Source organism: Flavobacterium akiainvivens (assembly GCF_001278115.1).
Taxonomy (GTDB): Bacteria; Bacteroidota; Bacteroidia; order Flavobacteriales; family Flavobacteriaceae; genus Flavobacterium; species Flavobacterium akiainvivens.
The window spans coordinates 293,611-314,762 of the sequence record NZ_LIYD01000005.1; the positions used below are offsets into that span (position 1 = coordinate 293,611).

At 44.1% G+C, this 21,152-nt stretch carries 21 protein-coding genes and 1 pseudogene; 16 read left to right on the forward strand and 6 right to left on the reverse strand.

Annotation, left to right across the window (positions count from 1 at the left end; genetic code table 11):
- Positions 1–16 precede the first annotated feature (16 nt).
- The 4 genes from AM279_RS01265 to epsC all read right to left on the reverse strand — a co-directional run bounded on the left by AM279_RS01265 (position 17) and on the right by epsC (position 4,353).
- Complete coding sequence (locus tag AM279_RS01265) at positions 17–1,705, reverse strand: diflavin oxidoreductase (protein ID WP_054405868.1); 1,689 nt, start codon at positions 1,703–1,705, stop codon at positions 17–19.
- Positions 1,692–2,507: a uroporphyrinogen-III C-methyltransferase gene (cobA, locus tag AM279_RS01270; protein WP_054405869.1), complete on the reverse strand. Its 816-nt coding sequence runs from the start codon at positions 2,505–2,507 to the stop codon at positions 1,692–1,694. The genes AM279_RS01265 and cobA overlap by 14 nt, the downstream gene beginning before the upstream one ends.
- Positions 2,508–2,586: 79 nt before the next feature.
- Complete coding sequence (gene cysK, locus AM279_RS01275; protein ID WP_054405870.1) at positions 2,587–3,498, reverse strand: cysteine synthase A; 912 nt, start codon at positions 3,496–3,498, stop codon at positions 2,587–2,589.
- An 18-nt stretch (positions 3,499–3,516) separates the two neighbouring features.
- Positions 3,517–4,353, reverse strand: coding sequence for a serine O-acetyltransferase EpsC (gene epsC, locus AM279_RS01280; RefSeq protein ID WP_173571676.1), 837 nt, complete (start codon positions 4,351–4,353; stop codon positions 3,517–3,519).
- Positions 4,354–4,869: 516 nt separating this feature from the next.
- Between epsC and AM279_RS01285 the strand changes: the two genes are divergently transcribed.
- Positions 4,870–6,471 (forward strand): Na+/H+ antiporter, encoded by a 1,602-nt coding sequence (locus tag AM279_RS01285; protein WP_054405871.1) that lies wholly within the window; start codon positions 4,870–4,872, stop codon positions 6,469–6,471.
- A gap of 100 nt (positions 6,472–6,571) precedes the next feature.
- Here the strand turns inward: AM279_RS01285 and AM279_RS01290 are convergent, their stop codons facing one another.
- Positions 6,572–7,282 (reverse strand): AAA family ATPase, encoded by a 711-nt coding sequence (locus AM279_RS01290; protein WP_054405872.1) that lies wholly within the window; start codon positions 7,280–7,282, stop codon positions 6,572–6,574.
- Between the two features lie 208 nt (positions 7,283–7,490).
- Here AM279_RS01290 and AM279_RS01295 point away from each other — a divergent pair, with 208 nt between their 5' ends.
- The 9 genes and pseudogenes from AM279_RS01295 to AM279_RS01335 all read left to right on the forward strand — a co-directional run bounded on the left by AM279_RS01295 (position 7,491) and on the right by AM279_RS01335 (position 12,697).
- On the forward strand, positions 7,491–7,724 hold the full coding sequence (locus tag AM279_RS01295; RefSeq protein ID WP_054405873.1) for a hypothetical protein: 234 nt from the start codon (positions 7,491–7,493) through the stop codon (positions 7,722–7,724).
- A gap of 48 nt (positions 7,725–7,772) precedes the next feature.
- Positions 7,773–8,036 (forward strand): DUF2024 family protein, encoded by a 264-nt coding sequence (locus AM279_RS01300; RefSeq protein WP_054405874.1) that lies wholly within the window; start codon positions 7,773–7,775, stop codon positions 8,034–8,036.
- 3 nt (positions 8,037–8,039) lie between these two features.
- Complete coding sequence (locus AM279_RS01305) at positions 8,040–8,627, forward strand: MarR family winged helix-turn-helix transcriptional regulator (RefSeq protein WP_054405875.1); 588 nt, start codon at positions 8,040–8,042, stop codon at positions 8,625–8,627.
- A 3-nt stretch (positions 8,628–8,630) separates the two neighbouring features.
- Positions 8,631–9,383 (forward strand): annotated as a pseudogene (locus tag AM279_RS01310) (YggS family pyridoxal phosphate-dependent enzyme).
- Positions 9,380–10,075, forward strand: a complete 696-nt coding sequence (locus tag AM279_RS01315) for a type 1 glutamine amidotransferase (RefSeq protein ID WP_054405876.1) — start codon at positions 9,380–9,382, stop codon at positions 10,073–10,075. Before AM279_RS01310 ends, AM279_RS01315 begins: the two are co-directional and overlap by 4 nt.
- Before the next feature lie 205 nt (positions 10,076–10,280).
- Positions 10,281–10,814: a YceI family protein gene (locus AM279_RS01320; protein ID WP_054405877.1), complete on the forward strand. Its 534-nt coding sequence runs from the start codon at positions 10,281–10,283 to the stop codon at positions 10,812–10,814.
- A gap of 23 nt (positions 10,815–10,837) precedes the next feature.
- Entirely contained in the window at positions 10,838–11,677 is an 840-nt protein-coding gene (locus AM279_RS01325; RefSeq protein ID WP_054405878.1) for a CPBP family intramembrane glutamic endopeptidase, read from the forward strand.
- 49 nt (positions 11,678–11,726) lie between these two features.
- Positions 11,727–12,320 (forward strand): Crp/Fnr family transcriptional regulator, encoded by a 594-nt coding sequence (locus AM279_RS01330; protein WP_054405879.1) that lies wholly within the window; start codon positions 11,727–11,729, stop codon positions 12,318–12,320.
- A gap of 86 nt (positions 12,321–12,406) precedes the next feature.
- Positions 12,407–12,697, forward strand: a complete 291-nt coding sequence (locus AM279_RS01335) for a hypothetical protein (RefSeq protein ID WP_054405880.1) — start codon at positions 12,407–12,409, stop codon at positions 12,695–12,697.
- A 76-nt stretch (positions 12,698–12,773) separates the two neighbouring features.
- Here the strand turns inward: AM279_RS01335 and AM279_RS21000 are convergent, their stop codons facing one another.
- Complete coding sequence (locus AM279_RS21000; RefSeq protein ID WP_054405881.1) at positions 12,774–14,669, reverse strand: sigma 54-interacting response regulator; 1,896 nt, start codon at positions 14,667–14,669, stop codon at positions 12,774–12,776.
- Between the two features lie 355 nt (positions 14,670–15,024).
- Here AM279_RS21000 and AM279_RS01345 point away from each other — a divergent pair, with 355 nt between their 5' ends.
- From AM279_RS01345 to AM279_RS01370, 6 genes are all read left to right on the forward strand, one after another.
- Positions 15,025–15,759: a hypothetical protein gene (locus tag AM279_RS01345; protein WP_054405882.1), complete on the forward strand. Its 735-nt coding sequence runs from the start codon at positions 15,025–15,027 to the stop codon at positions 15,757–15,759.
- A gap of 5 nt (positions 15,760–15,764) precedes the next feature.
- The gene (locus tag AM279_RS01350) at positions 15,765–16,547 is read left to right on the forward strand and encodes an alpha/beta hydrolase (protein ID WP_054405883.1); all 783 of its coding nucleotides are present in this window, start codon (positions 15,765–15,767) and stop codon (positions 16,545–16,547) included.
- Positions 16,548–16,605: 58 nt separating this feature from the next.
- The gene (locus tag AM279_RS01355; RefSeq protein ID WP_054405884.1) at positions 16,606–17,475 is read left to right on the forward strand and encodes an alpha/beta fold hydrolase; all 870 of its coding nucleotides are present in this window, start codon (positions 16,606–16,608) and stop codon (positions 17,473–17,475) included.
- 7 nt (positions 17,476–17,482) lie between these two features.
- A complete protein-coding gene (locus AM279_RS01360; RefSeq protein WP_054405885.1) occupies positions 17,483–18,229 on the forward strand; it encodes a GLPGLI family protein in 747 nt (248 codons plus the stop codon).
- A gap of 266 nt (positions 18,230–18,495) precedes the next feature.
- Positions 18,496–19,575, forward strand: coding sequence for an alpha/beta hydrolase (locus tag AM279_RS01365; RefSeq protein WP_082344278.1), 1,080 nt, complete (start codon positions 18,496–18,498; stop codon positions 19,573–19,575).
- 88 nt (positions 19,576–19,663) lie between these two features.
- Positions 19,664–21,127 carry a catalase gene (locus AM279_RS01370; RefSeq protein ID WP_054405886.1) on the forward strand — a complete coding sequence of 488 codons (1,464 nt, stop codon included), beginning with the start codon at positions 19,664–19,666 and terminating at the stop codon, positions 21,125–21,127.
- The last annotated feature ends 25 nt before the right edge of the window (positions 21,128–21,152 follow it).

Here is a 21,152-nt window from a genome sequence, read left to right on the forward strand (position 1 = left end):
TGTTAGTCTTAAATTGTTAGTAAACATCTTTCAGGTAGCGGCCTTCGGTTTCAAGGGTTTCCAGAACCTGTGCGGCTGCTTCGTGGCTTATGCCGCGTTGTGAGGCTATTACTTCAATAATTGCCTTTTCCACATCGGTGCTCATGGGCGATTTTTGCCCGCAGATGTACAGCACGGCGCCGTCCTGAAGCCATTGGTTAAAGGCTGCGGCTTTTTCGCGAATGCGGTCCTGGACGTAAATTTTGTGCTGCTGGTCGCGCGAAAAAGCCACATCAAGATGGGTAAGCACGCCCGACGTTAGCCAGTCCTGTATTTCGGTCTGGTAGTAGAAATCGAGTACAAAGTGCTGTTCGCCAAAGAAAAGCCAGTTTTTGCCCTCAGCTCCGGTAGCATCGCGGTGGGCTAAAAAGCTCCTGAACGGGGCAATGCCGGTGCCGGGGCCTATCATTATGATGTCGCGGCTGTCATCGGGTAGCCTGAAGTTATTGTTACGGTGGATGTAAAAATCAAGCGGGGCATCTTTAGGAAAAGCGGTTAGGTATTGCGATGCCAGTCCTTGTTTTTCTATGCCGTTTGCAACGAAAGTGTTAAGGGTAACTGTTAAGTGTACCTCGCCGTTATGGGCTTCGGGAGATGAAGAAATAGAATACAGCCTTGGCGCTATGGGCAGCAGCAGGGCAATAAGCGCCGAAACATCAAAATCCTGTGGCAATCCGGTTTGGGAAAGCAGGTCTTCTAAATCAGATACTTCATCGGCAAAATGGGTGTTGAGTAATGCACCAATACCCTTAACCGAACGCTTGCTTAAACCCAATATGTTCTTTTCCTCCAGCCATTGCGTGGCGGTTTTGTTTTCTCCGTTAATTACGATCAGCGTATTGGCATCTGTACCCAGAAGTTTTAATACGGCATTTATTTTAGCCGGTTCGTTTTTGGCATATATGCCAAGGGCATCGCCGGGCCGGTAGTCAACCGGTTCATCGGTAGTGATTTCTATGTGGTGGGTTTCCTTGTTAGAGCCCGTATCATTAAGCACTATGCTGTGCGAAACAACGCCCCGGTAGGCCGTTTTGCTGTGTGCAGGTTCGGTAGGCGCTGCAACCACAGCATTGGGCTGTAACCCCGAAAAAACAGCTTCAAGGGCGGTTTCCCATTGCTGTACGTCGTCCCGGTAGCTTACATCGGCTTTAACAAGCGGCAGTATGCTTTTAGCGCCTTGTTTGGTAAGGGCTTCATCTAACAATACCGCCGCCTGGTTGAATAACGGGTATGACGAATCGCCCAGCCCAAACACGGCATACGACAGCTTATCCAGTTTGTATTGCCTTGCAGTAAGCTTTTCATAAAACGCCTGCGCATTAAGCGGAAACTCGCCTTCGCCCTGGGTACTGACGATAAACAGGGCCAGTTCTTCTTTCTCCAGTTTTAAGGGGTCGAACCCAAAAATGTCTACTGACCTGGCATTTATCTTTTTCTTTTTGAAGGAGGCAAGCAGGCCCGATGCCACTTTCTTGGCATTACCTGTCTCTGTACCGTAAATAATAACGGGTTTTACTGCTACCGGCGCTGCAACTGGGGCAGGCAGGGCAGGGGTGTTCCTGCCCTCAAGAAAGCCGGCTATATAGCCTTTAGACCATATCAGCTCTTCGGGGGTAGCCACCTTTACCAGTTGTTTTAAAAGGGCTAATGTACTATCCGGCAGCATACTGAAACGTGTTTTTATGGTTATCAAAATAAGATTCTGCTGCGTGGTTTTCCTTTATCCATGCATATTGTTTGTGCAGGTTTACCACACTGCCTATAATGATAAGGGTAGGTACATAGCCAAACCCTGGCAGGCCTTTGCGGTTTATTTCATAAAAGCTGCGTATGGTGGTTTTCTGGAACGGCGTGGTGGCCTGCTGCACTATGGCAATGCCTTTTTCGGGGTCAATGCCTATGCGGATGAGTTTTTGGGTAAGCTCTTCCAGCTTTTGCCCGCTCATGTAGAATACCAGTGTATCATCGGTTTCGGCCCAGTCCTGCCATTGTGTGTGCTTTACCGTGCCGAGGTCATACAGCGTAAGGAACCGCACACCACGGGAATACCCGCGTGCCGTGAGTGGTATGCCCGTATAAGCCGCCGCCCCAAACGCCGCCGATACCCCGGGGATAATTTCGTACGGGATGTGGTACTTTTTCAGTGTTTCCAGCTCATCGAGCACGTTAGAGAACAGCGAAACATCGCCGCCTTTAAGGCGCAGCACCAGGTGGCCTTTTAATGCAAGTTCTGCCATAAGGGCGTTAATATCAGACTGCGGCGTGTGTATGCCTTTAGAGCATTGTTTGCCCACGTATACTATATGCGCGTCTTTACGGGCATTTTGTTCAATAAGTACCGGCGAAACCAGCCTGTCAGTCAGTATCACATCGGCCTGTTGCAGGTAGCGCAGCGTTTTAACGGTAACCAAATCAGGGTCGCCCGGGCCTGCGCCTGCCAGTATTACTTTACCTTTCTTTATTTTCATTTTAGCTCATTTTAGGCATAGGAAGTCCTGCCCTGTATTTTAAACAAGGTAATTTCCTACAGTATTTAATGGTGATTGTTTAGAAAAGGCCGTCTACCGAAAGGTAGCGTTCGCCGGTGTCGTAGTTAAAAGTAAGGATAACGGCATCATCCGGCAGCGTGCCTATAACCTGTGCCACAGCCGCAAGCGATGCCCCGGTAGAAATGCCGCCCAGTATAGCCTCTTTAGCAGCAAGCTGCCTGGTGTAATTAAAAGCGTCGTCTTTACTTACTTTTATAATGTTGTCAATCAGGCCGCTTTGGTAAATTTCGGGTACAAAGCCTGCGCCAATGCCCTGTATGGGGTGGGGTGCGGGGCTGCCACCGGATAGTACCGGCGAAAGTTCCGGCTCAACGGCTACAACCTGCAGCTTAGGGAACCGTTCTTTTAAAACTGATGCCACGCCGGTAATGTGACCGCCCGTACCCACGCCGGTAACCAGGTAATCTATACCGTTAGGAAAGTCTTCCAGTATTTCCTGTGCGGTGGTTTTTTGATGTGCCCATACGTTAGCGGGGTTGCTAAACTGCCCCGGGGTCCAGGCATTGGGTGTTGTTGCAACCAGCTCGGCGGCACGCTCTATAGCACCTTTCATGCCCTTTTCACGCGGGGTGAGGTCAAATTCCGCACCGTAAATCTGCATCAGCTTACGGCGTTCCACACTCATAGATTCTGGCATTACCAGTATAACACGGTAGCCTTTTACGGCGGCAACAAGCGCCAGGCCTATACCCGTATTGCCCGATGTTGGCTCTATGATAATGCTCTCCGGCGTAAGGATTCCTTTTGCTTCGGCATCTTCTATCATGGCCAAGGCTATGCGGTCTTTAATGCTGTTGCCGGGGTTAGAACGCTCCAGCTTAATGTATACGTTTTTGTTTGCGCCATACAGGCGGTTTACTTTTACCACCGGGGTTTTGCCGATGGTTTCTAATACTGAATTGAATTTCATTTGTTTACTCTTTGTTGTTTAAATAGAAAAATTTTGTGCAAATATCTTTGCCCTTTTGGGGCCAAGCTTGTTTTCGGTTTGGTGGAACACCTGAGAATCAGGCGGTACAGATGCCGTAAGCCACACGCTGCCCCCTATGACCGACCGGGTGCCTATAGTGGTTTCGCCGCCAAGTATGGTGGCATTGGCATATAGCGTTACATTGTCTTCTATGGTGGGGTGGCGCTTTTTGAAGGTATAGTCTTTTTCAACAGACAGTGCGCCCAGGGTTACACCCTGGTATATTTTTACATCGTTACCTATTACGGTAGTTTCGCCTATAACAATGCCGGTGCCGTGGTCTATAAAAAACCGCCGCCCAATGGTAGCCGCAGGGTGTATGTCTATGCCTGTTTTGCTGTGTGAATATTCGCTTATAATGCGCGGCAGTACCTGCAACCCGGCTTTCCACATTTCGTGTGCCAGCCTGTGCACCGCAAGGGCAAAGAACCCGGGGTAGGCCAGCAGTATTTCATCTTTAGATTTGGCAGCCGGGTCAAATTCCAGCACGGCGCTGAGGTCGTCTAAAAGTATGGCGTGTACTATGCCAAGGCGGGCAAAAAGCAGGCCTGAAAGGGTTTGCGCCTCGCTTGGCGGTATGCGTTCCTGTATTAAAAAGCCCTTAAGAATATCGCGCAGTTCTGTTTCCTTATTCTGGAAAACAGTGTAGCTTACATACTGCTCCTTTTGGCAAAACAGCCAGGCATAGGTTTCATCTACCCACAATTTTACTTTGTCAATATCTATATACATCCTCTTTTCAACCAGGTTGGCTTTATAAATATCCCTTATGTTGTAGTGTGCTACCGGTTCCATATCTGTTAGTTTTTATAAACGATTTAAGGCAAAAAAAAAGTCCCTCGCAGGAGGGACTCAGGTTTATTGTATAGTATAGGCACTTTTAACAGTGGCATACATAGCAAAACGTGTCCCAGGTTTTCTGAGAACAACAACAAGCTACGGTTACAAAAGATATAGTATTCATAAAAATGCAAAAAAAAAAGCCCCTGCTGTGCAGAGGCCTGTATAGTATAATTTGGTTTAAAATTATGCAATAGCGTGCCCTGCGGAAAATTCCGTTACGGTACAGCACATATTACAAACTTTAAATGTCATTTCTTTGTTATCTTGAAATGCAAATATATAAATTATTTGATTACAACAACAAAATGGCAAAAATTTTACACCAACCGTTTTTATTTTGCTTCAGATGCAAACATACTAAAGCCCTGCCAAAATTTGTGGGCTGATGCTTTTTTTTTAACCCTAACCCTCTGGTAACCTGTTTTGTAGCAGGTATGGCTTTCAGGTAAAACTTTCTTATATTTCGGCATGGAAAACATTACTGTAATTATTATGCTGCTGTTTGGGGTGGCTTTTTTGGGGCTGCTTAGTAACCGCTATAAATTTCCGTTCCCTATTGTACTGGTGCTATGTGGCATTGTAATAAGCCTTACACCGGGGTTGCCCGTAATTGCGCTTGACCCAGATGTGGTGTTTGTAATTTTCCTGCCGCCGTTACTGTATTATTCGGCATGGCACACCAGCTGGCACGATTTCAAAGGAGCCCTGCGGCCCATAACGCTTGCAGCTGTTGGGTTAGTGCTTTTTACTACCATTGGCGTGGCGGTTGTTATCCATTCTCTTGTAGATGATATGGGCTGGCCGCTTGCCTTTTTGCTTGGGGCCATAGTATCGCCGCCCGATGCCGTAGCGGCAACATCTGTAACCAAAGGCAAGGGGCTCTCGCCAAGGGTGCTTACCATACTGGAGGGCGAAAGCCTGGTTAACGATGCCAGTGGCCTTATTGCGTACCGGTATGCCCTTATTGCAGTTACAGCGGGCAATTTTGTGCTTTGGAAAGCCGGGCTTAATTTTGTTATGGTATCTGTTTTTGGCGTAGGGGTGGGGCTGCTTATAGGCTACATAATGTATATAATACACAAAAAGTTTGTGTGCGATCCTATTGTAGAGGTTACCCTTTCGTTCCTTACGCCGTTTGCTTCTTACCTTATTGCAGAGCACTTCCACTTTTCGGGCGTACTGGCTGTGGTATGCACCGGGCTGTACCTTTCTTACAGGGCCGGGGAAATATACAGCCATGAAAGCCGCATTATGACCAACACGGTATGGCAGGTGGTGGCCTACATATTAAACGGCCTTATTTTTATACTTATAGGGTTGCAGCTGCGCCAGGTAACAGAGGGTATAGGCGATTATTCTGTACTGTCGCTGGCGCTTTGGGGTGTTACCGTAAGCTTTGTGGTTATTGCCATCCGTTTTATATGGGTGGTACCTGCGGCCATGCTGCCCCGTGTATTGAGCAAACGCATAAAGGAAACCGAAGCTTTTGATGTAAGGAACATGGTTATTTTTGGGTGGTCTGGCATGCGGGGTGTGGTTTCTATGGCGGCTGCACTGGCACTGCCCATAGCTTTTGACGATGGTACGCCTTTTCCGCACAGGAGCCTTATTATATACCTTACGTTTTGCGTGATTTTCTCTACCCTTGTACTGCTTGGGTTTACCCTGCCATGGGTTATTAAAAAGCTTAAGATTGAGCCGTATTCCATTCAGGCAGAGGAGTATATAGTGCGTAATGAAGTGGTATCTGAAACCATAGAATATATTGAATCTAACTTAGCGCTATTGCAGGATGATTTGCTGCGTAATATTAAAAGCAAGTATGAGGTAAAGTATAACCGCCTGCAAAAGACCGATTTGCCTGCGAATTTTTTCGGGAAGGGCGAAACGCTTGCCAGTGAGATATTTAACGAATACACGCAGCTGCAAATAGACCTTATTAATATTGAACGGAAATCGCTTGAAAGGAAACACCGCACCGGCGAAGCCAACGACCAGGTGCTGCGCAAAATTGAGCGCGAACTTGACCTTGAAGAAGCCCGCCTGATGATGGATATTTATAAAGGATAAACAAATGCATCCTGGGTTAACGTATTTTGATATTTCACACCGTGAAAATGAATTCCAAAAGTGAAATATTAAGCGTTTTTGTAGTATTAAATGTAAGAAATTACACAGCTTCTTCAGCAGCCCATTTTTCTATTAAGCTACGTTTTATGGTTGTCATCGTATAGTCTTTCGCTTCGGCATAAGATATGCCATATTGCCTGTTTAAGGTATTGAAATCAGGGTAGTTATGCAGCAGGTTGTCATAAAAAGCATCTAACTGGGCCTTGCCGGGCATCTCGTAGCTTATTTTAAGCTGAAACCTTCTTTTAAGGGCAATATCCAATACCTCATAATGGTTGGTAGCAGCTATAAGTACGGCGTCAGATGGGTAGTAATCAATGAGTTGTATGATGGAGTTTACCAGCCTGCGCATTTCGCCCACATCGGTATCCTCGCTTGAGCGGGACTTTCCAAGCTGGTCGAATTCGTCAAGAAAGAGTACGGCTTTTTCGCGGGAAGCCTTGTCAAACACCAGTTTCAGGCTTTTTGAGGTTTCGCCTATCCTGGCTGATACAATGGTACTTAAGCTGAGGGTCAGTAAATTACGTCCTAAAGATGCGGCAATTGCATTAGCTGTCATGGTTTTTCCACACCCTGATGAACCGTGTAACAGTAGTTTGTTGTTGGGCTCCAGGCCGTGTTCCAGTAGTTGTTTGCTGTATTTCTGCTCGCTGATAAATGCCAATAGTAACTCCCGGTTGCCCGCACTAAGGGCAATATCATTAAAGTTAGAGGGCTTTTTATTAGTTACCAGTAGGTCGAAAACATTCATAACATGAAATTAAGGGCGCTAAATTAGTTATAATATCTACACAAATTATGAATATCTATTTTCTTTCTTAATGGCTGTATAAATGATATTTATGACTAAAACAGATCATCTTGTTTTTTAAAATTAACTTTTTATTAACAAATTTAGTTAGGATTCCTAACTAAATTTGTCCCGGCAATAATGCTAAATAACATAACAAAAAATAATCATGGCAAAGCATGTTTTTTATCATGCCGGCTGCCCGGTTTGCGTAAGCGCAGAACAAGATATTGTAACACTTATCGGCAAGGAAAACGTTGAGGTAGTGCACCTTGGCGACCAGAAAGACAGGGTAACAGAAGCTGACAAAGCAGGCGTTAAATCAGTACCGGCTTTAGTGCTTGAGGGTGGCAATGTACTGCACATTAATTTTGGTGCTTCTATAGAAGACCTTAAAAACTAAAGTAAAACCATGCCCCTGCCACGGTAGGGGCATATAAATCAGGTAATTATGAGAGTAGCAGTTTGGGACACCTATGTAAAAAAGAGCAACGGGCAGGTAATGCATTTTGATATCCTTGCACCGGAGGCTATAGCAGAACAGGAAATTATATTTAATTTTGGGAAGCAATATCTGGAAAGGAAAGGCCAGCCCGGCAGTATAATAAGCGCAGATGAGTGCCGTTTTTGCCATATAGCAGCGGCCCCGCAAAACATAATTGACGATATAACAGCAAATGGTTTTTCTATTATAGAGATGGAAAACTGTAATTAACCTATGGATAAACCCACAATACCTGAAACTGACAGGCAAATTTTATTTTCACTGGAAAGGATCTCCGAGGCTTTCAGGGTATTGTTGTGGGAACAAAGTAAAGATACAGGCCTAAGCCCCATACAAATTCAGCTGTTGATTTTTATAGCATCACACGGGCCAGAAAAATGCCGTATAACCTATCTTGCCGAAGAGTTTAACCTTACCAAAGCCACAGTTAGCGATTCGGTTAAAGTGCTGGTTGCTAAAGGCTACTTGCTAAAAACGGCTGATACGTCAGACAGCAGGAGCTTTAGCCTCGCACTAACACCATCAGGGCGTGAAACGGCGCAGCAGGTATCGGGTTTTAATACGGTTATCAGCAACCTAATGGCACAGTTTAGTGCAGATGAGAAAAACAATTTTTACAGTGTGCTGCACTCTCTTATAAGGGGTTTAAATGCTAAAGGCATCATATCTGTACAGCGCAATTGTGTTTCCTGCAGGTTTTACCGCAATAGCGGCAGCGAGCATTTTTGCACATTGCTACAGTCTCCGCTTATGGCGCATGAGCTTCGCACTGATTGTACAGAGCATCAAACCCAGGAGTAAATTATGAATCATATACATGACGCCGTTGAAATAAAAGAACGGCTTACCGAAATACACAGCCGGATTGTAAATGCTTGCCTGGCAGCAGGCAGAAACCCGGATGATGTGCGCCTGCTGCTGGCTACAAAAACAGTACCGGCAGAAGTAATTAAATTAGCCATTGATGCAGGCGAAGACCTGCTTGGCGAAAATAAAGTACAGGAACTAAGGGATAAAGATTTCTTACTGGGTGCTGCCACTGTTGAGCGCCATTTTATAGGGCACCTGCAAACCAATAAGGTAAAAGATGTACTTAAATATGCAACCTGTATACAGTCGGTAGACCGGTTATCTGTAGCCGAAGCACTTGATAAACAACTACAGGCACAGGGCCGTATGCTTGATATTATGGTGCAGGTAAATACATCTTTTGAAGATAGTAAATTTGGACTATCACCCCACGAGGTTGTTGAATTTATAAGCCATATAAGCAAATTTAGCACACTCCGCATAACCGGCCTTATGACTATAGGGCTGTTTAGTGCCGAACACTAAAAGGTGCGCCCATCATTTGCATTGCTACGAAATATAAAGGAGCAGGTAATCAAAGAAAATATATTGCCTGAAGCGCGGTTTAAACACCTTTCTATGGGCATGAGCAACGACCTTGAAACCGCAATTGAAGAGGGCGCAACAATTGTAAGGATAGGTACGGCTATTTTTGGGCAGCGTATTTATCCTGACAGTTATTATTGGAACGAAAATAAGGCATTATGAAACTACATATTTTACAGCACGTTGATTTTGAAGGCCCAGGCTATATAACCCAATGGGCACAAACCCAGGGAGCTGAGCTTACCATTACTAAATTTTATGAAGAAAACCACAGCCTTCCTGAACTCGGCACTTTTGATTTGCTGGTTGTAATGGGTGGGCCCATGAGTGTAAATGATAGTGCTTTTACCCCGTGGATGCAGCAGGAAATGGCTTTTATAAAACAATGCCTTGCGGCAAACATACCCATTCTTGGTATATGCCTTGGTGCCCAGTTAATAGCGGGTGTGCTTGGTGCTAAAGTAACTGCTGCCACTAATAAAGAAATAGGCTGGTATACGGTTAAGAACGGCTCCCCTTCAGATAAATGGCCGTGGCATTATTTTAACGGTGCACCTGTAGTTTTCCACTGGCATGGCGAGCAATTTGAAATTCCGCAAGGTGCTGAAGGCAAACTGGTATCAGATGCAAACGGTAACCAAGGCTTTTTATACGGCAATAATGTTCTTGGCCTGCAGTTTCACCTGGAAGCAACCGCCAATAGCGTTGACGATTTGCTACACCACGCCGCTGATGACTTAACGCAACACTCTTATGTTCAGCAACCTGACGATATAAGGTCTCAGACAGAGGCTAATGTGCAGAAATCTAATGCAATACTGCATCAAATTTTAGACAGGCTAATAACTTTATGATACTATTTTAGGGGCGCTTTTTAAGGCGCCTTTTTTAATGCTCCACTTTAATTATTCTTGATATTTCGTTAAACCTAACGAGATGTGGCAAATAATTATTATACCGCTAATCTATAATGTATTGATTTTTAAATACTTGTGTTTTGGGCTGTAAATTTGCTTTTATTCCCGAAATAACACAGGCTATTAATCAAAACAATACATTATGAAGAAGACAAAATGGGTTGTTGACCCAGCACACTCAGAAATTGGTTTTAAGGTAAAACACATGATGTTTACCAATGTATCGGGCAAAATTCAAAATTTTACGGCCCTGATGGAAACAAACGTAGACCTGTTTGAAAACGCCAGGGTTGTGTTTGACGGAGATATTAATTCGCTTACTACTAATAATGCAGAACGCGATGCCCATTTGCTAAGCCAGGATTTTTTTGATGCAGAACGCTTTCCGAAAGTTACATTTTTGGCTACACAGTTTGAGCGCCTTGATGAGGTTAACTACAAAATTACCGGCGACCTTACCATAAAAGGGCAAACCAAAACCATTACCCTTGATACCGAGTTTAGCGGCCTTTTAAAAGACCCTTATGGCAATATTAAGGCAGCGTTTATGATGAATGCCAAAATTAACCGTAAAGACTGGGGCCTTAACTGGAACACCCCACTTGAAACCGGTGGTGTGCTTGTAAGCGATGAAGTAAGGCTTGGTATAGATATTCAGTTTATAAAACAAAATTAACAGCCTTAAAAGCAAGTACAGATATGAAAAATATACTTAACAAACTTAAAAAGACAGGGGTAGCTGTAGCTGTAACCCTTGGTGCAATGCTACTATTTATAGCAGTTGTAGGTGCCGGTAATGTTGTACAGTCGCTTAACTACCGTGATTTAGGCAATGGCATCATGACGCTTTTCCCTTTTATAATACTGGTTTATGTAATTGTGCTTAACCGCCGTATAAATAAGCTGTCGCCGGGGCAATATGGCTTTACAGCCAAAAATCTGCTCAGCAATATAGTAATAGGTGTATGCCTGCCTGTTATTATCATTACTCTTTCAGTTTTGGCAGCGGTATTTATAATAGATATACAGGTTGTTTTTTTGCCCCCGGCAAATGATTTTGCCCATACCATGCTTGTAACACTCTGGACTCTTTTTATAGTTGGCGTGTGGGAAGAATTTTTTTTCCGCGGATTTGTATTTAACTATTTTATGGAGTCAAAATTTGGCTTCCATGCTTCAGCATTACTATCATCGGTGCTGTTTTCGCTTATGCACTGGTTTAGTTTTGATAGCGCTGTAACATCGTCATCATGGTATATAGGCATAGTATTGCTGGGTTACTTGCTAACCATTATGTATGTGGTTACAAAATCAATATGGAGTGTGGTGGTATTTCACTTATGCTGGAATTTTTGTGCTGCCCTGCTGGAAGGCGACAGTAACGGAATAGGGCTTGTAGCTGTTGCAAATTACACTGCCTATTCTAAAAGTATTGATGATTTTATGGTGGTTTGCCTGGCTGTTATACTTGGTATTGTGTTAATACTGTATCGCAGGCAATTAGGAGTGGTACAAGACAATAAAATACAGCATGCGTAAGGCTGGCAATCTTGTATTATGAGTATCTTTACGGTGCTAATTTTTACTGATGATACAGGAAAGCCTTTTAGAAGAATACGGTGCACAGAAACGCTTTGCAAAGAAAGGGGAGACCTTTTTTAATGCAGGCGAAACGCCCAGATACTTTTATCAGGTGGCCAGGGGCGAAGTTAAAATGAACAACTTTAACGATGAGGGAAAGGAGTTTATACAGGGCATTTTTACTAAAGGGATGAGCTTTGGCGAACCGCCGCTTTTCATTGAAAAACCATATCCTGCAAATGCAGAGGCCATTACTGATGCCGAGGTGTATGTAATTTCTAAAGAGGCCTTTTTTGAAATGCTGCGCAACAACCCTGATGTAAACCTGGCTGTAAGCATTACACTCTCTCAACGGCTGTATTTTAAGTCTATTATGGCTTCAGAAATATCTTCGCAAGATGCCGGGCACCGTATTATTAAGCTTATTGATTACTTCAAGGAAATTGTGGGCGTTGCACCTTCAGAAAAATTCAGGGTTACACTTACCCGCCAGCAAATTGCCGACCTTACCGGGCTTAGGGTAGAAACGGTTATCCGCGCTATTAAAACCCTGGAACGCAAAGGCGCACTTACAATTACCGACAGGAAAATATTCAGGTAATTTTTGCTTTGTTATGATTCAGGTCATAAACCGCAGCCTTATGGCTGTTCTAACTTTGTGTGTATAAATCAATAAAAAATTTAGCAATGAGCACGTATCAAAAATATTTAGCCGGGTATGCCAGGGGGTATATTGGCTTCAATACAATTGCCGTTTTATTTCAAAGCTGCTGGGGTTCTATAGCAGCAATGGTAATCCTGCAAAACGGCACATCATTACCGCAGTTTATACAACTGTTTTTTACGGTTATACTATGTATGGCTTTTAATGCCGCTGTGTTGTCTCAGCAAAAGCTTAAAATTGTGTTTAACCTGCTAATAGCCAGTGTAGGTATTAACGGTTTGTTCCTTATACTCAATACGTTATTTATAGGCTGATGTTTTTCGCCACATATATTCTAAGCCCGGCCAGACAGCCGGGTTTTCTTATTGTAAATTATTTAATACCAGTGGCTTAAATAAACTTAGATGAAATACCCAGTTTCTTCATTTTAGAATTTAAGGTAGATGGCGGCAAATTGAGCAGTTCGGCAGCACCGCCGGTACCATATACTTTACCCTGGCATTTTTTAAGGATGTGGTAAATATAATCACGTTCCATTTCCTGTATGGTCTTAACCGAATCTATGGCAAATTCCTGTAATGCTGTATGCCCGGTTACAGTGGTTTTAGGCAATGGCAGTTCGTTAATAATTTCGCCATCGGTCATAATAATAGCGCGTTGTATGGCGTGCTCCAGCTGCCTTACATTGCCCGGCCAGCTGTATTTAATAAGTTGCTCAGCAGCGGCAGCAGAGAGTTTCATAAGGCCACGGTTTAGCTTTTTGCAATAGCCTTCTATAAAATACCCTGCAAGGTTTATAATATCTTCTGTACGCTCGCGCAGGGGAGGTATGTTTACAGGAAATACGTACAACCTGTAAAAAAGGTCTATCCTAAACCTGCCTGTGCTTACTTCTTCCTCAAGGTTTTTATTGGTTGCGGCAATTATGCGGGCGTTGATTTTAATTGGCTTTTGCCCGCCAACCCGCTCAATTTCATTTTCCTGTAATACCCGCAACAGCTTAACCTGCAGTTCTATGGGCATTTCACCAATTTCATCAAGGAAGATGGTTCCGTTTTCGGCCAATTCAAATTTGCCTATGTGGCGTTCATTGGCACCTGTAAAAGCGCCTTTTTCATGGCCGAATAAAATAGATTCTGCTAAGTTTGCCGGTATTGCCGCGCAGTTTACGGCCACAAACGATTTTTCAGCCCTTGATGAAAGTTTGTGTATGTACCGGGCTACGTGCTCTTTTCCGGTTCCGTTTTCGCCTAATATAAGTACCGATGTATCTGATGGGGCAACCCGGGTAGCAGCATCATAAACCGACAGCATTTTACTGTTTGTGCCCACAAAAGCCCCGGTAATGTGCCTGTGAGCCGTAAGTTGTTTTTTAGGAGATACTTTATTTACGGGGGTAAGTTCTAAATCACGCGCATTAAAAAGCTTCTCAAAATATGCCGTAACCACATCATTCATTATAACGTGCTGCTTGTTATAATAATCAGGCTGCCTGCTGCAAATTAAAAGGCTAAAAGAACTTTTTGCTATTGTGCCTGTAAGCACTATCAGTGAACGGATTCCAAACGTTTCGGCTATATAACGGCACCGTGCAGAAGACCGGCACAAAGCTGTAAAAGCCTGGCCTGTATATATATCGTGGCCTCCGTTTTCAAAAAGGTTACTATGGCTTTTAGGGTTAGGTTTATTTATTTCGGGTAATTCATTATGGCTTAAAAAACGGTATTCGCTAAATCCTTTGCGCAGCAGGGCCTGTTTAATACCTGTTTCATTAAAGCCCAGCTCTAAATAATCAAAAGGATAATAAGATTGTAAAACGGCACCTGTTTGTACCAGCTTTTCAGACAGCACTTTACCCGATGTGTCGAGCGCATTAAGGCGTTGCTGCAGGTTGGTGCGCTGTTCCCAAAGCTGTTCCTGCTTATGGTTGTGCCTATAACCGGCTATTTCTATAGTTGTAAGTATATCTTCTTCGCGAAAAGGCTTAATAATAAAGCCATAAGGGTTGGTTACCTTAGCCCGGTCCAGTATGGTTTTGCCAGAGTTGGCCGATATAAAAACAAACCCTATACCTAATGCCTGTAGTGTTTCTGCAAGCTCAATACCGTTTACCGCGCCTTTTATAAATATATCAAGGCATACCAAATCAGGCGTGTTTTTTTCAATTGACGCCATAGCCTCCTGTGCCGATGCTGCTATACCGGTAACGCTGTGCCCATTGCGTTCCAGCGTAAGTTGCAGGTCATAGGCCTCTATAAACTGGTCTTCTACTATTAAAACCTTCATACAGATAATTAATTATGCCATTTGTACAGCAATAGTTTCTTACAGAAAGGCAATTTTGGAGTACCGCTAATTTAGGCAAAAATTAACATTTATACATCAAAATTAAACAATACTAACCAAAAGTTAATAGCGCTGGGTGTCAGTGTATTGCTTCTGTTTACAGCATTCGTGGTGGTGTCTAAAAAAATGCCTTTATGAAAATTATTGGTATTTCGCTGTTTTATGATATTTAGCTAAATACAAATAACCTGTGTTTTGTTTAAGTTGTTGTTTGTTAGTGTTTTATGGTTTTGGTATGGATTTAGGAAACAGGTAGGGCAGCCAAAAGGCTTTACTAATTTTTAAATCAACTATTATGAAAAATCTTTTTACGTTAATGGCAGCAGCCCTTGGGCTTTTCTCTACACCTGTATGCGACAAATGTTATGATAACGAAGACCTCCAGATTCGTTCGGCATCTGTAACCCACAATAAAGATTTGGGTGTAACCGTATGGGAAATTAAGGTTAAGGGCCAGGCCGGTTCTACCACGCCAAAAGGGGTGGGCAAGCTAAACGGCGCCCCGGTTTTGGGCTATGTTTTCCCTACAACACTAAAACCATCTGATGTAGGTTTTAGCCAGACAGAAGGCATTTTAGCCTTAGCCCTTACATCGCACCCTGATTTTGACGATACACCCATGTGGGATGAAAATACCGACGGTAACTATGGTAACGACGGTGTAATATGGCACCCGCACTGGGTGGTGCTTAACGAAGACAAACGTGTGGGCGGAGGGCTCTCTGTAAAACAGTTTAAAAAAGGCGACCCTAACGTGGTGCTTCCGGCAAATAACCCGGGCATGGAAATGTACATGGACAGCCCCGGATTTAATGTAGTAACCAGTGGCAATACTATTAAGGTTATTGTGCCTGATTACAGGATTAACAACCGCACTGATTTTAAGTTTGATGCTGTAGCCTGCTACATGATGGTTGATACCGGCGATGGCGGTACCGAAATGGGCGAGGGAGACAAGCCCATGCTTGGTGTGTATAAAGTATATTCTGTGGCCAGTGGCAACCTTTCATTGCCTTATAAAGTAAAATAACGGTTATGGCACAGCACATTATTTTTATAACGGGGGCTTTTGTAAGCCATACCACATGGGATAAGTGGATAACTTATTTTTCTGAAGAAGGTTTTGAGGTAGTGGCCCCGCCGTGGCCTTTTAAAGATGCGCCGGCAAAAACGTTGCGAGAGTTTCAGCCGGAAGGGGCAGGGCTGGCTACCTTAACTTTAGATGAGCTTGTAAACCATTATGCGGCCATTGCGGCAGCGCTGCCCGAAAAGCCGATAGTTATAGGGCATTCGCTTGGGGGGCTTATTGCACAAATACTTGTAAACCGGGGTCTTGCCAGTGCAGGGGTTGGCATACACCCGGTACCGCCACAGGGTGTTTTTCCGTATGAATTTACATTTTTACGTGCTACCTGGAAGCTTTTAGGGCTATTCTCTTCTGTAAAGAAAACCCACATGGTAAGCTTTAATGATTTCAGCAGGACGTTTGCAAACGGGCTACCACTACAGGTACAGCTATCGGAATACGAAAAATATGCCATACCCGAATCAAGAACAGTAGCAAGGGGAGGACTTACCAAAGCGGCCGCGGTAGATTTTAAAAAACCGCACCCTCCATTGCTTATAACAGCCGGAGGTAAAGATAACCTTATACCGGTGCACTTAATAAAACGGAATTTTAAGCGCTACAACACCCCGGGTTCGGTTACTGATTACAGGGAATTTCCTGAGAGTAACCACGGTATACTTACGCATCCGTCATGGAAAGACGAGGCCGTGGTAATAAGGGAGTGGCTTAGCCTTGTTTTATCCCAATAATTATACACAGGTGGTGTTGGCCACCAATTTTTAAACCTAATTTAAAAACTAAAATAAAATGGAAACAAAATCAACAAGTAACCAAACTTCTGCACAAATCACTGCTTACAACAGCAAGACCCAATATGCCGAACTTAATGGCAGGAAACTGGCTTACAGGTCTATAGGTAAAGGCCCGGCTATTATACTGGTTAACCGCTTTCGCGGAACGCTCGATACCTGGGATCCGCTCTTTCTTGATAACCTGGCCCAAAACTTCAGGGTAATTACATTTGATTATACCGGTATTGGTCATTCATCCGGTACATTGCCTACCGATTTAAGTTTTGTTGCCCAGGATATTAAAGACCTGGCTACACATCTTAACCTCAGTAAGATTACAGTAATGGGATGGTCTTATGGAGGGCTTGTGTCGCAAATTACAGCAATTAAATTTCCAAAATTGGTAGAAAAGCTTATTTTAATTGGCACAGGCCCGTTAGGCAAACGCGAGGTGCCGTTAGAACCGCTATTTCTTGAAACGGCAATTAAGCCGGAGTATGACCTGAATGACGAAATAATTTTGTTCTTTGAACCTTTATCAGAATCTTCTAAAAAAGAAGCACAGGCATCGCACGACCGTATTGCACAAAGGATTGACAGATCTAAAGTACCATCTGCTGCAGATGTCTTACAGCGCTATGTTCAGGGGGCAGAAGCAGCACATGAAGATAAGGCGGGAATGCTTGAAGAATTAAAAGCTACCACAATACCTATTTTGGTTGTTTCTGGAGATCATGATATTAGTTTTGCTATTGAAAACTGGTTTCCGCTTCTAAGGATACTTACTACCGCGCAGTTTATAATCTTTCCATTAACCGGGCATGCTCCCCAGCACCAGTTTCCCGGTTTGGTGGCAAATTATATCAATTCGTTTTTAAAAGAATAATTATAAAATGAAAAAACGTTTACTGGTTACAGGCATTGCGGTATTGCTTGCCTGTACCGCCCATGCACAGGATATATATGGTACGGTAACCTACACATCTAAACTAACATCGATTGAATTAGGTGAAGATATACTGGCTGAAACACCGCCGGATATGGTAGAGGAAACAAAAGCATCTGTAATAGAGGCTGCCGAAGAAACCTATACGCTACAGTTTGACAATGCGTCATCGTATTATAAAAAGGTTGAAAACCCGGCACAAGAGCTAAGCGGAATGCTTGTAATAAGCGCAGGTTCGTTTAATGCACAGCACTATATGAACCTTAAAGACAACAAAGCCATAATGCAGCTTACTATTTTAGATGAAACCTACCTGCTGACCAATACCCCGCGTGATATTACATGGAAACAGGAAAACGAGGTAAAGCAAATTGCCGGGTACACTTGCAAGAAAGCTACATACTTAAGGCCCGAAGACAACACTACGGTTACGGCCTGGTATACCCCCGATATACCTGTAAGCCTTGGGCCTGAAGGCTATTATGGCCTGCCGGGATTAATACTCGAAATAAACGAAGGCAATGCTGTACTGCAATGCACGGCTATTAGCCTTAATACCGGTAAAAAACCGGTTATTACGCCGCCTGCTACCGGGAGGAAAGTAACTAAAGAAGAACTGTTGGATATACTATCTAAAAAGCAGTCTGAATTTGAGCCCGTAATACAGGAAGTGCCTTCCAATAAAAACAGGTAATATAAAAAGCACGTTACATTGATGATTGATGTAATTGGTAGATTGATTGTTGTAAAAGCCGCTTAACAAGCGGCTTTTTTTATGCGTTTAAAGCCCGGATTCTCTAAATATCAAGGTAAATTCTCTAATTATCGCGAATTTATTTTACGGTGTTTTTTGTAATTATTTGTTTTTCAATGGTTTGGTGTTTTGGTATATGCTTTGTTTTTTTTGGCATGCAGCCGCATTACTTAAAAATATGTGTAATAAATCTTAAAATCATAAAAATGAAATCATTACTTAAAAACACAGTGATACTATCAGTATACACAGTACTACTGGTATCGTGTACAGAAAACAAAGAAGCCGGTAAGCCGCAGGCTACAGATTCAGCCGCAGGTGTTACCACTGTTGATTATGCACAGGACAGCCACCTGAGCCCCGCAACAAAAGCCTTTTTAAAGCCCCTTAATTCAGGTGGGAAGCCTTTGGAAACCCTGCCGGTTGAAGATGCCCGTAATGTGCTTGTAGGCGCTCAGGCAGGCGCACAGGTAGACCTATCTGGCATTGAAGAGACAGAAAAGGAAATCCAGCAGGACGACCTTACTATTAAGTTAAACATTGTACGCCCTAAAGGTGCCACAGGCAAGCTACCTGCCTTTATGTTTATACACGGCGGTGGCTGGGTGCTGGGCGATTATCCTACACATAAACGCATGGTGCGCGACCTTGTGGTGCTAACCGGGTTTTCAGGAATTTTTGTGGAATACAAAAGGGCGCCCGAGTTTAAATACCCCTACCAGGTAAATGAGGTGTATGCCGCTGCCAAATGGATTGCCAAAAACGGCAGCGAGATAAATGTAGACGGTAGCAACCTTGCCATAGTGGGCAACAGCGCCGGTGGAAACCTTGCAACTGCTACTGTGCTTACCGCTAAGGAAAAAGGTGGCGTAACCTTTAAATCGCAAATACTGTTCTGGCCGGTTACCGATGCCAATTTTGAGCGTGAATCATGGAAACAATATGGCGAACAGCGCTTTTTAACGGCTTCTTTAATGAAATGGATGTGGGACCAGTACATACCTGCCGAAAAGCGTAAAGAAATTTTTGCATCGCCGTTACAGGCTACGGTAGAGCAGCTTAAGGGGTTACCGCCAACACTTATTCAGGTTGCCGAGAATGATATTTTAAGGGATGAGGGCGAAGCTTATGGGCGTAAACTGCTTGAGGCCGGTGTAGATGCCACTACAGTACGATATAATGATGTAATACACGACTGGGGCCTGCTTAACGGGCTGGCCGACACACCACAAACAAAAGCATTATTTATACAGGCTGCCGCTGAGCTTAAAAAGAGGCTTAAATAACAATATTAGGGAGTGTTAATTCTGGCCGGGCAGCAGGCGAAAGTCTGCCCCCGGCCTTTAACCGTACATTAATTTCAAACCATATACTATGAACAACAATCTACTCACAACAGCAACAGGCACCCCTGTGCCTGATAACCAGAATATAGCAACTGCAGGCAAGTATGGCCCGGCACTGCTACAGGATTTTTGGTTTTTAGAAAAAATGGCCCATTTTGACAGGGAGGTTATACCGGAACGCCGCATGCACGCAAAGGGTTCAGGGGCTTATGGCGAATTTATCGTTACACACGATATTTCGCAGTATACCAAGGCTGATATTTTTTCTGAAATAGGAAAAACCACGCCTATGTTTGTACGCTTTTCTACCGTTGCAGGCGAAAGGGGCGCTGCCGATGCAGAGCGCGATATCCGTGGTTTTGCGCTTAAGTTTTATACCCAACAGGGCAACTGGGATTTGGTGGGCAACAACACCCCGGTATTCTTTTTGCGCGACCCTATGAAATTCCCCGATCTTAACCATGCCGTAAAACGCGACCCGCGTACCAACCTGCGCAGTGCCGATAACAACTGGGATTACTGGACGCTGCTGCCCGAGGCACTGCACCAGATTACCATAAACATGACCGAAAGGGGTATACCGCGCTCTTACCGCCACATGCATGGCTTTGGCAGCCATACCTATAGCTTTATCAATGCGGCTAATGAACGTTACTGGGTTAAATTCCATTACCGCACGCAGCAGGGCATAGAAAGCCTTACCGATGCCGAAGCTACTGAAATTATCGGTAAAGACAGGGAAAGCCACCAGCGCGACCTGTATGAAAATATAGAGAACGGCAATTACCCCGAATGGCAGTTTTTTATACAGGTTATGCCCGAGGCAGATGCAGCCACCTACCACATTAACCCTTTTGACCTGACCAAAGTATGGCCGCATGCTGATTATCCGTTGATGCCTGTAGGGAAGTTTGTATTAAACAGAAACCCTGATAATTATTTTGCCGAGGTAGAGCAGGCGGCCTTTAACCCCGCCAATATAGTGCCGGGCATAGGTTTTTCGCCCGATAAAATGCTACAGGGCAGGCTGTTTTCTTATGGAGATGCGCAACGCTACAGGCTGGGGGTAAACCATGCACAAATACCTGTAAACGCGCCACGATGCCCGTATCATGCTTTTCACCGCGATGGCGCAATGCGTGTAGACGGAAATTATGGCAGTACAAAAGGCTATGAGCCCAACAGCTTTAACCAGTGGCAGGAACAGCCCGCTTATAAAGAGCCACCGCTTGCCATAAGTGGCGATGCATATGCTTATGACCACAGGACGGATGACGATTATTACTCGCAGCCCGGTAACCTTTTCAGGCTATTAAGCAATGACAGTAAAGAAGTGCTTTTTGCCAACACTGCACGTGCACTGGGCGATGCGCAGGCGTTTATTAAAATACGCCACATACGCAACTGCTTTAGGGCAGATGCACAATATGGTGAAGGCGTTGCCGGGGCATTAGGTATCGATATGCAGGCCGTTTGGCAGGATGCCGAATAAATTTACATTATAATACAGGCTAAAA

Coding starts and splice junctions, on each gene's coding strand:
- AM279_RS01330 (WP_054405879.1), top strand. CDS start 11,727: ATGATACAGGAAAGCCTTTTAGAAGAATACGGTGCACAGAAACGCTTT.
- AM279_RS01355 (WP_054405884.1), top strand. CDS start 16,606: ATGGAAACAAAATCAACAAGTAACCAAACTTCTGCACAAATCACTGCT.
- AM279_RS01320 (WP_054405877.1), top strand. CDS start 10,281: ATGAAGAAGACAAAATGGGTTGTTGACCCAGCACACTCAGAAATTGGT.
- AM279_RS01305 (WP_054405875.1), top strand. CDS start 8,040: ATGGATAAACCCACAATACCTGAAACTGACAGGCAAATTTTATTTTCA.
- AM279_RS01315 (WP_054405876.1), top strand. CDS start 9,380: ATGAAACTACATATTTTACAGCACGTTGATTTTGAAGGCCCAGGCTAT.
- AM279_RS01290 (WP_054405872.1), bottom strand. CDS start 7,282: ATGAATGTTTTCGACCTACTGGTAACTAATAAAAAGCCCTCTAACTTT.
- AM279_RS01295 (WP_054405873.1), top strand. CDS start 7,491: ATGGCAAAGCATGTTTTTTATCATGCCGGCTGCCCGGTTTGCGTAAGC.
- AM279_RS01370 (WP_054405886.1), top strand. CDS start 19,664: ATGAACAACAATCTACTCACAACAGCAACAGGCACCCCTGTGCCTGAT.
- cysK (WP_054405870.1), bottom strand. CDS start 3,498: ATGAAATTCAATTCAGTATTAGAAACCATCGGCAAAACCCCGGTGGTA.
- AM279_RS01285 (WP_054405871.1), top strand. CDS start 4,870: ATGGAAAACATTACTGTAATTATTATGCTGCTGTTTGGGGTGGCTTTT.
- AM279_RS01335 (WP_054405880.1), top strand. CDS start 12,407: ATGAGCACGTATCAAAAATATTTAGCCGGGTATGCCAGGGGGTATATT.
- AM279_RS01300 (WP_054405874.1), top strand. CDS start 7,773: ATGAGAGTAGCAGTTTGGGACACCTATGTAAAAAAGAGCAACGGGCAG.
- AM279_RS21000 (WP_054405881.1), bottom strand. CDS start 14,669: ATGAAGGTTTTAATAGTAGAAGACCAGTTTATAGAGGCCTATGACCTG.
- cobA (WP_054405869.1), bottom strand. CDS start 2,507: ATGAAAATAAAGAAAGGTAAAGTAATACTGGCAGGCGCAGGCCCGGGC.
- epsC (WP_173571676.1), bottom strand. CDS start 4,353: ATGGAACCGGTAGCACACTACAACATAAGGGATATTTATAAAGCCAAC.
- AM279_RS01365 (WP_082344278.1), top strand. CDS start 18,496: ATGAAATCATTACTTAAAAACACAGTGATACTATCAGTATACACAGTA.
- AM279_RS01325 (WP_054405878.1), top strand. CDS start 10,838: ATGAAAAATATACTTAACAAACTTAAAAAGACAGGGGTAGCTGTAGCT.
- AM279_RS01360 (WP_054405885.1), top strand. CDS start 17,483: ATGAAAAAACGTTTACTGGTTACAGGCATTGCGGTATTGCTTGCCTGT.
- AM279_RS01345 (WP_054405882.1), top strand. CDS start 15,025: ATGAAAAATCTTTTTACGTTAATGGCAGCAGCCCTTGGGCTTTTCTCT.
- AM279_RS01350 (WP_054405883.1), top strand. CDS start 15,765: ATGGCACAGCACATTATTTTTATAACGGGGGCTTTTGTAAGCCATACC.
- AM279_RS01265 (WP_054405868.1), bottom strand. CDS start 1,705: ATGCTGCCGGATAGTACATTAGCCCTTTTAAAACAACTGGTAAAGGTG.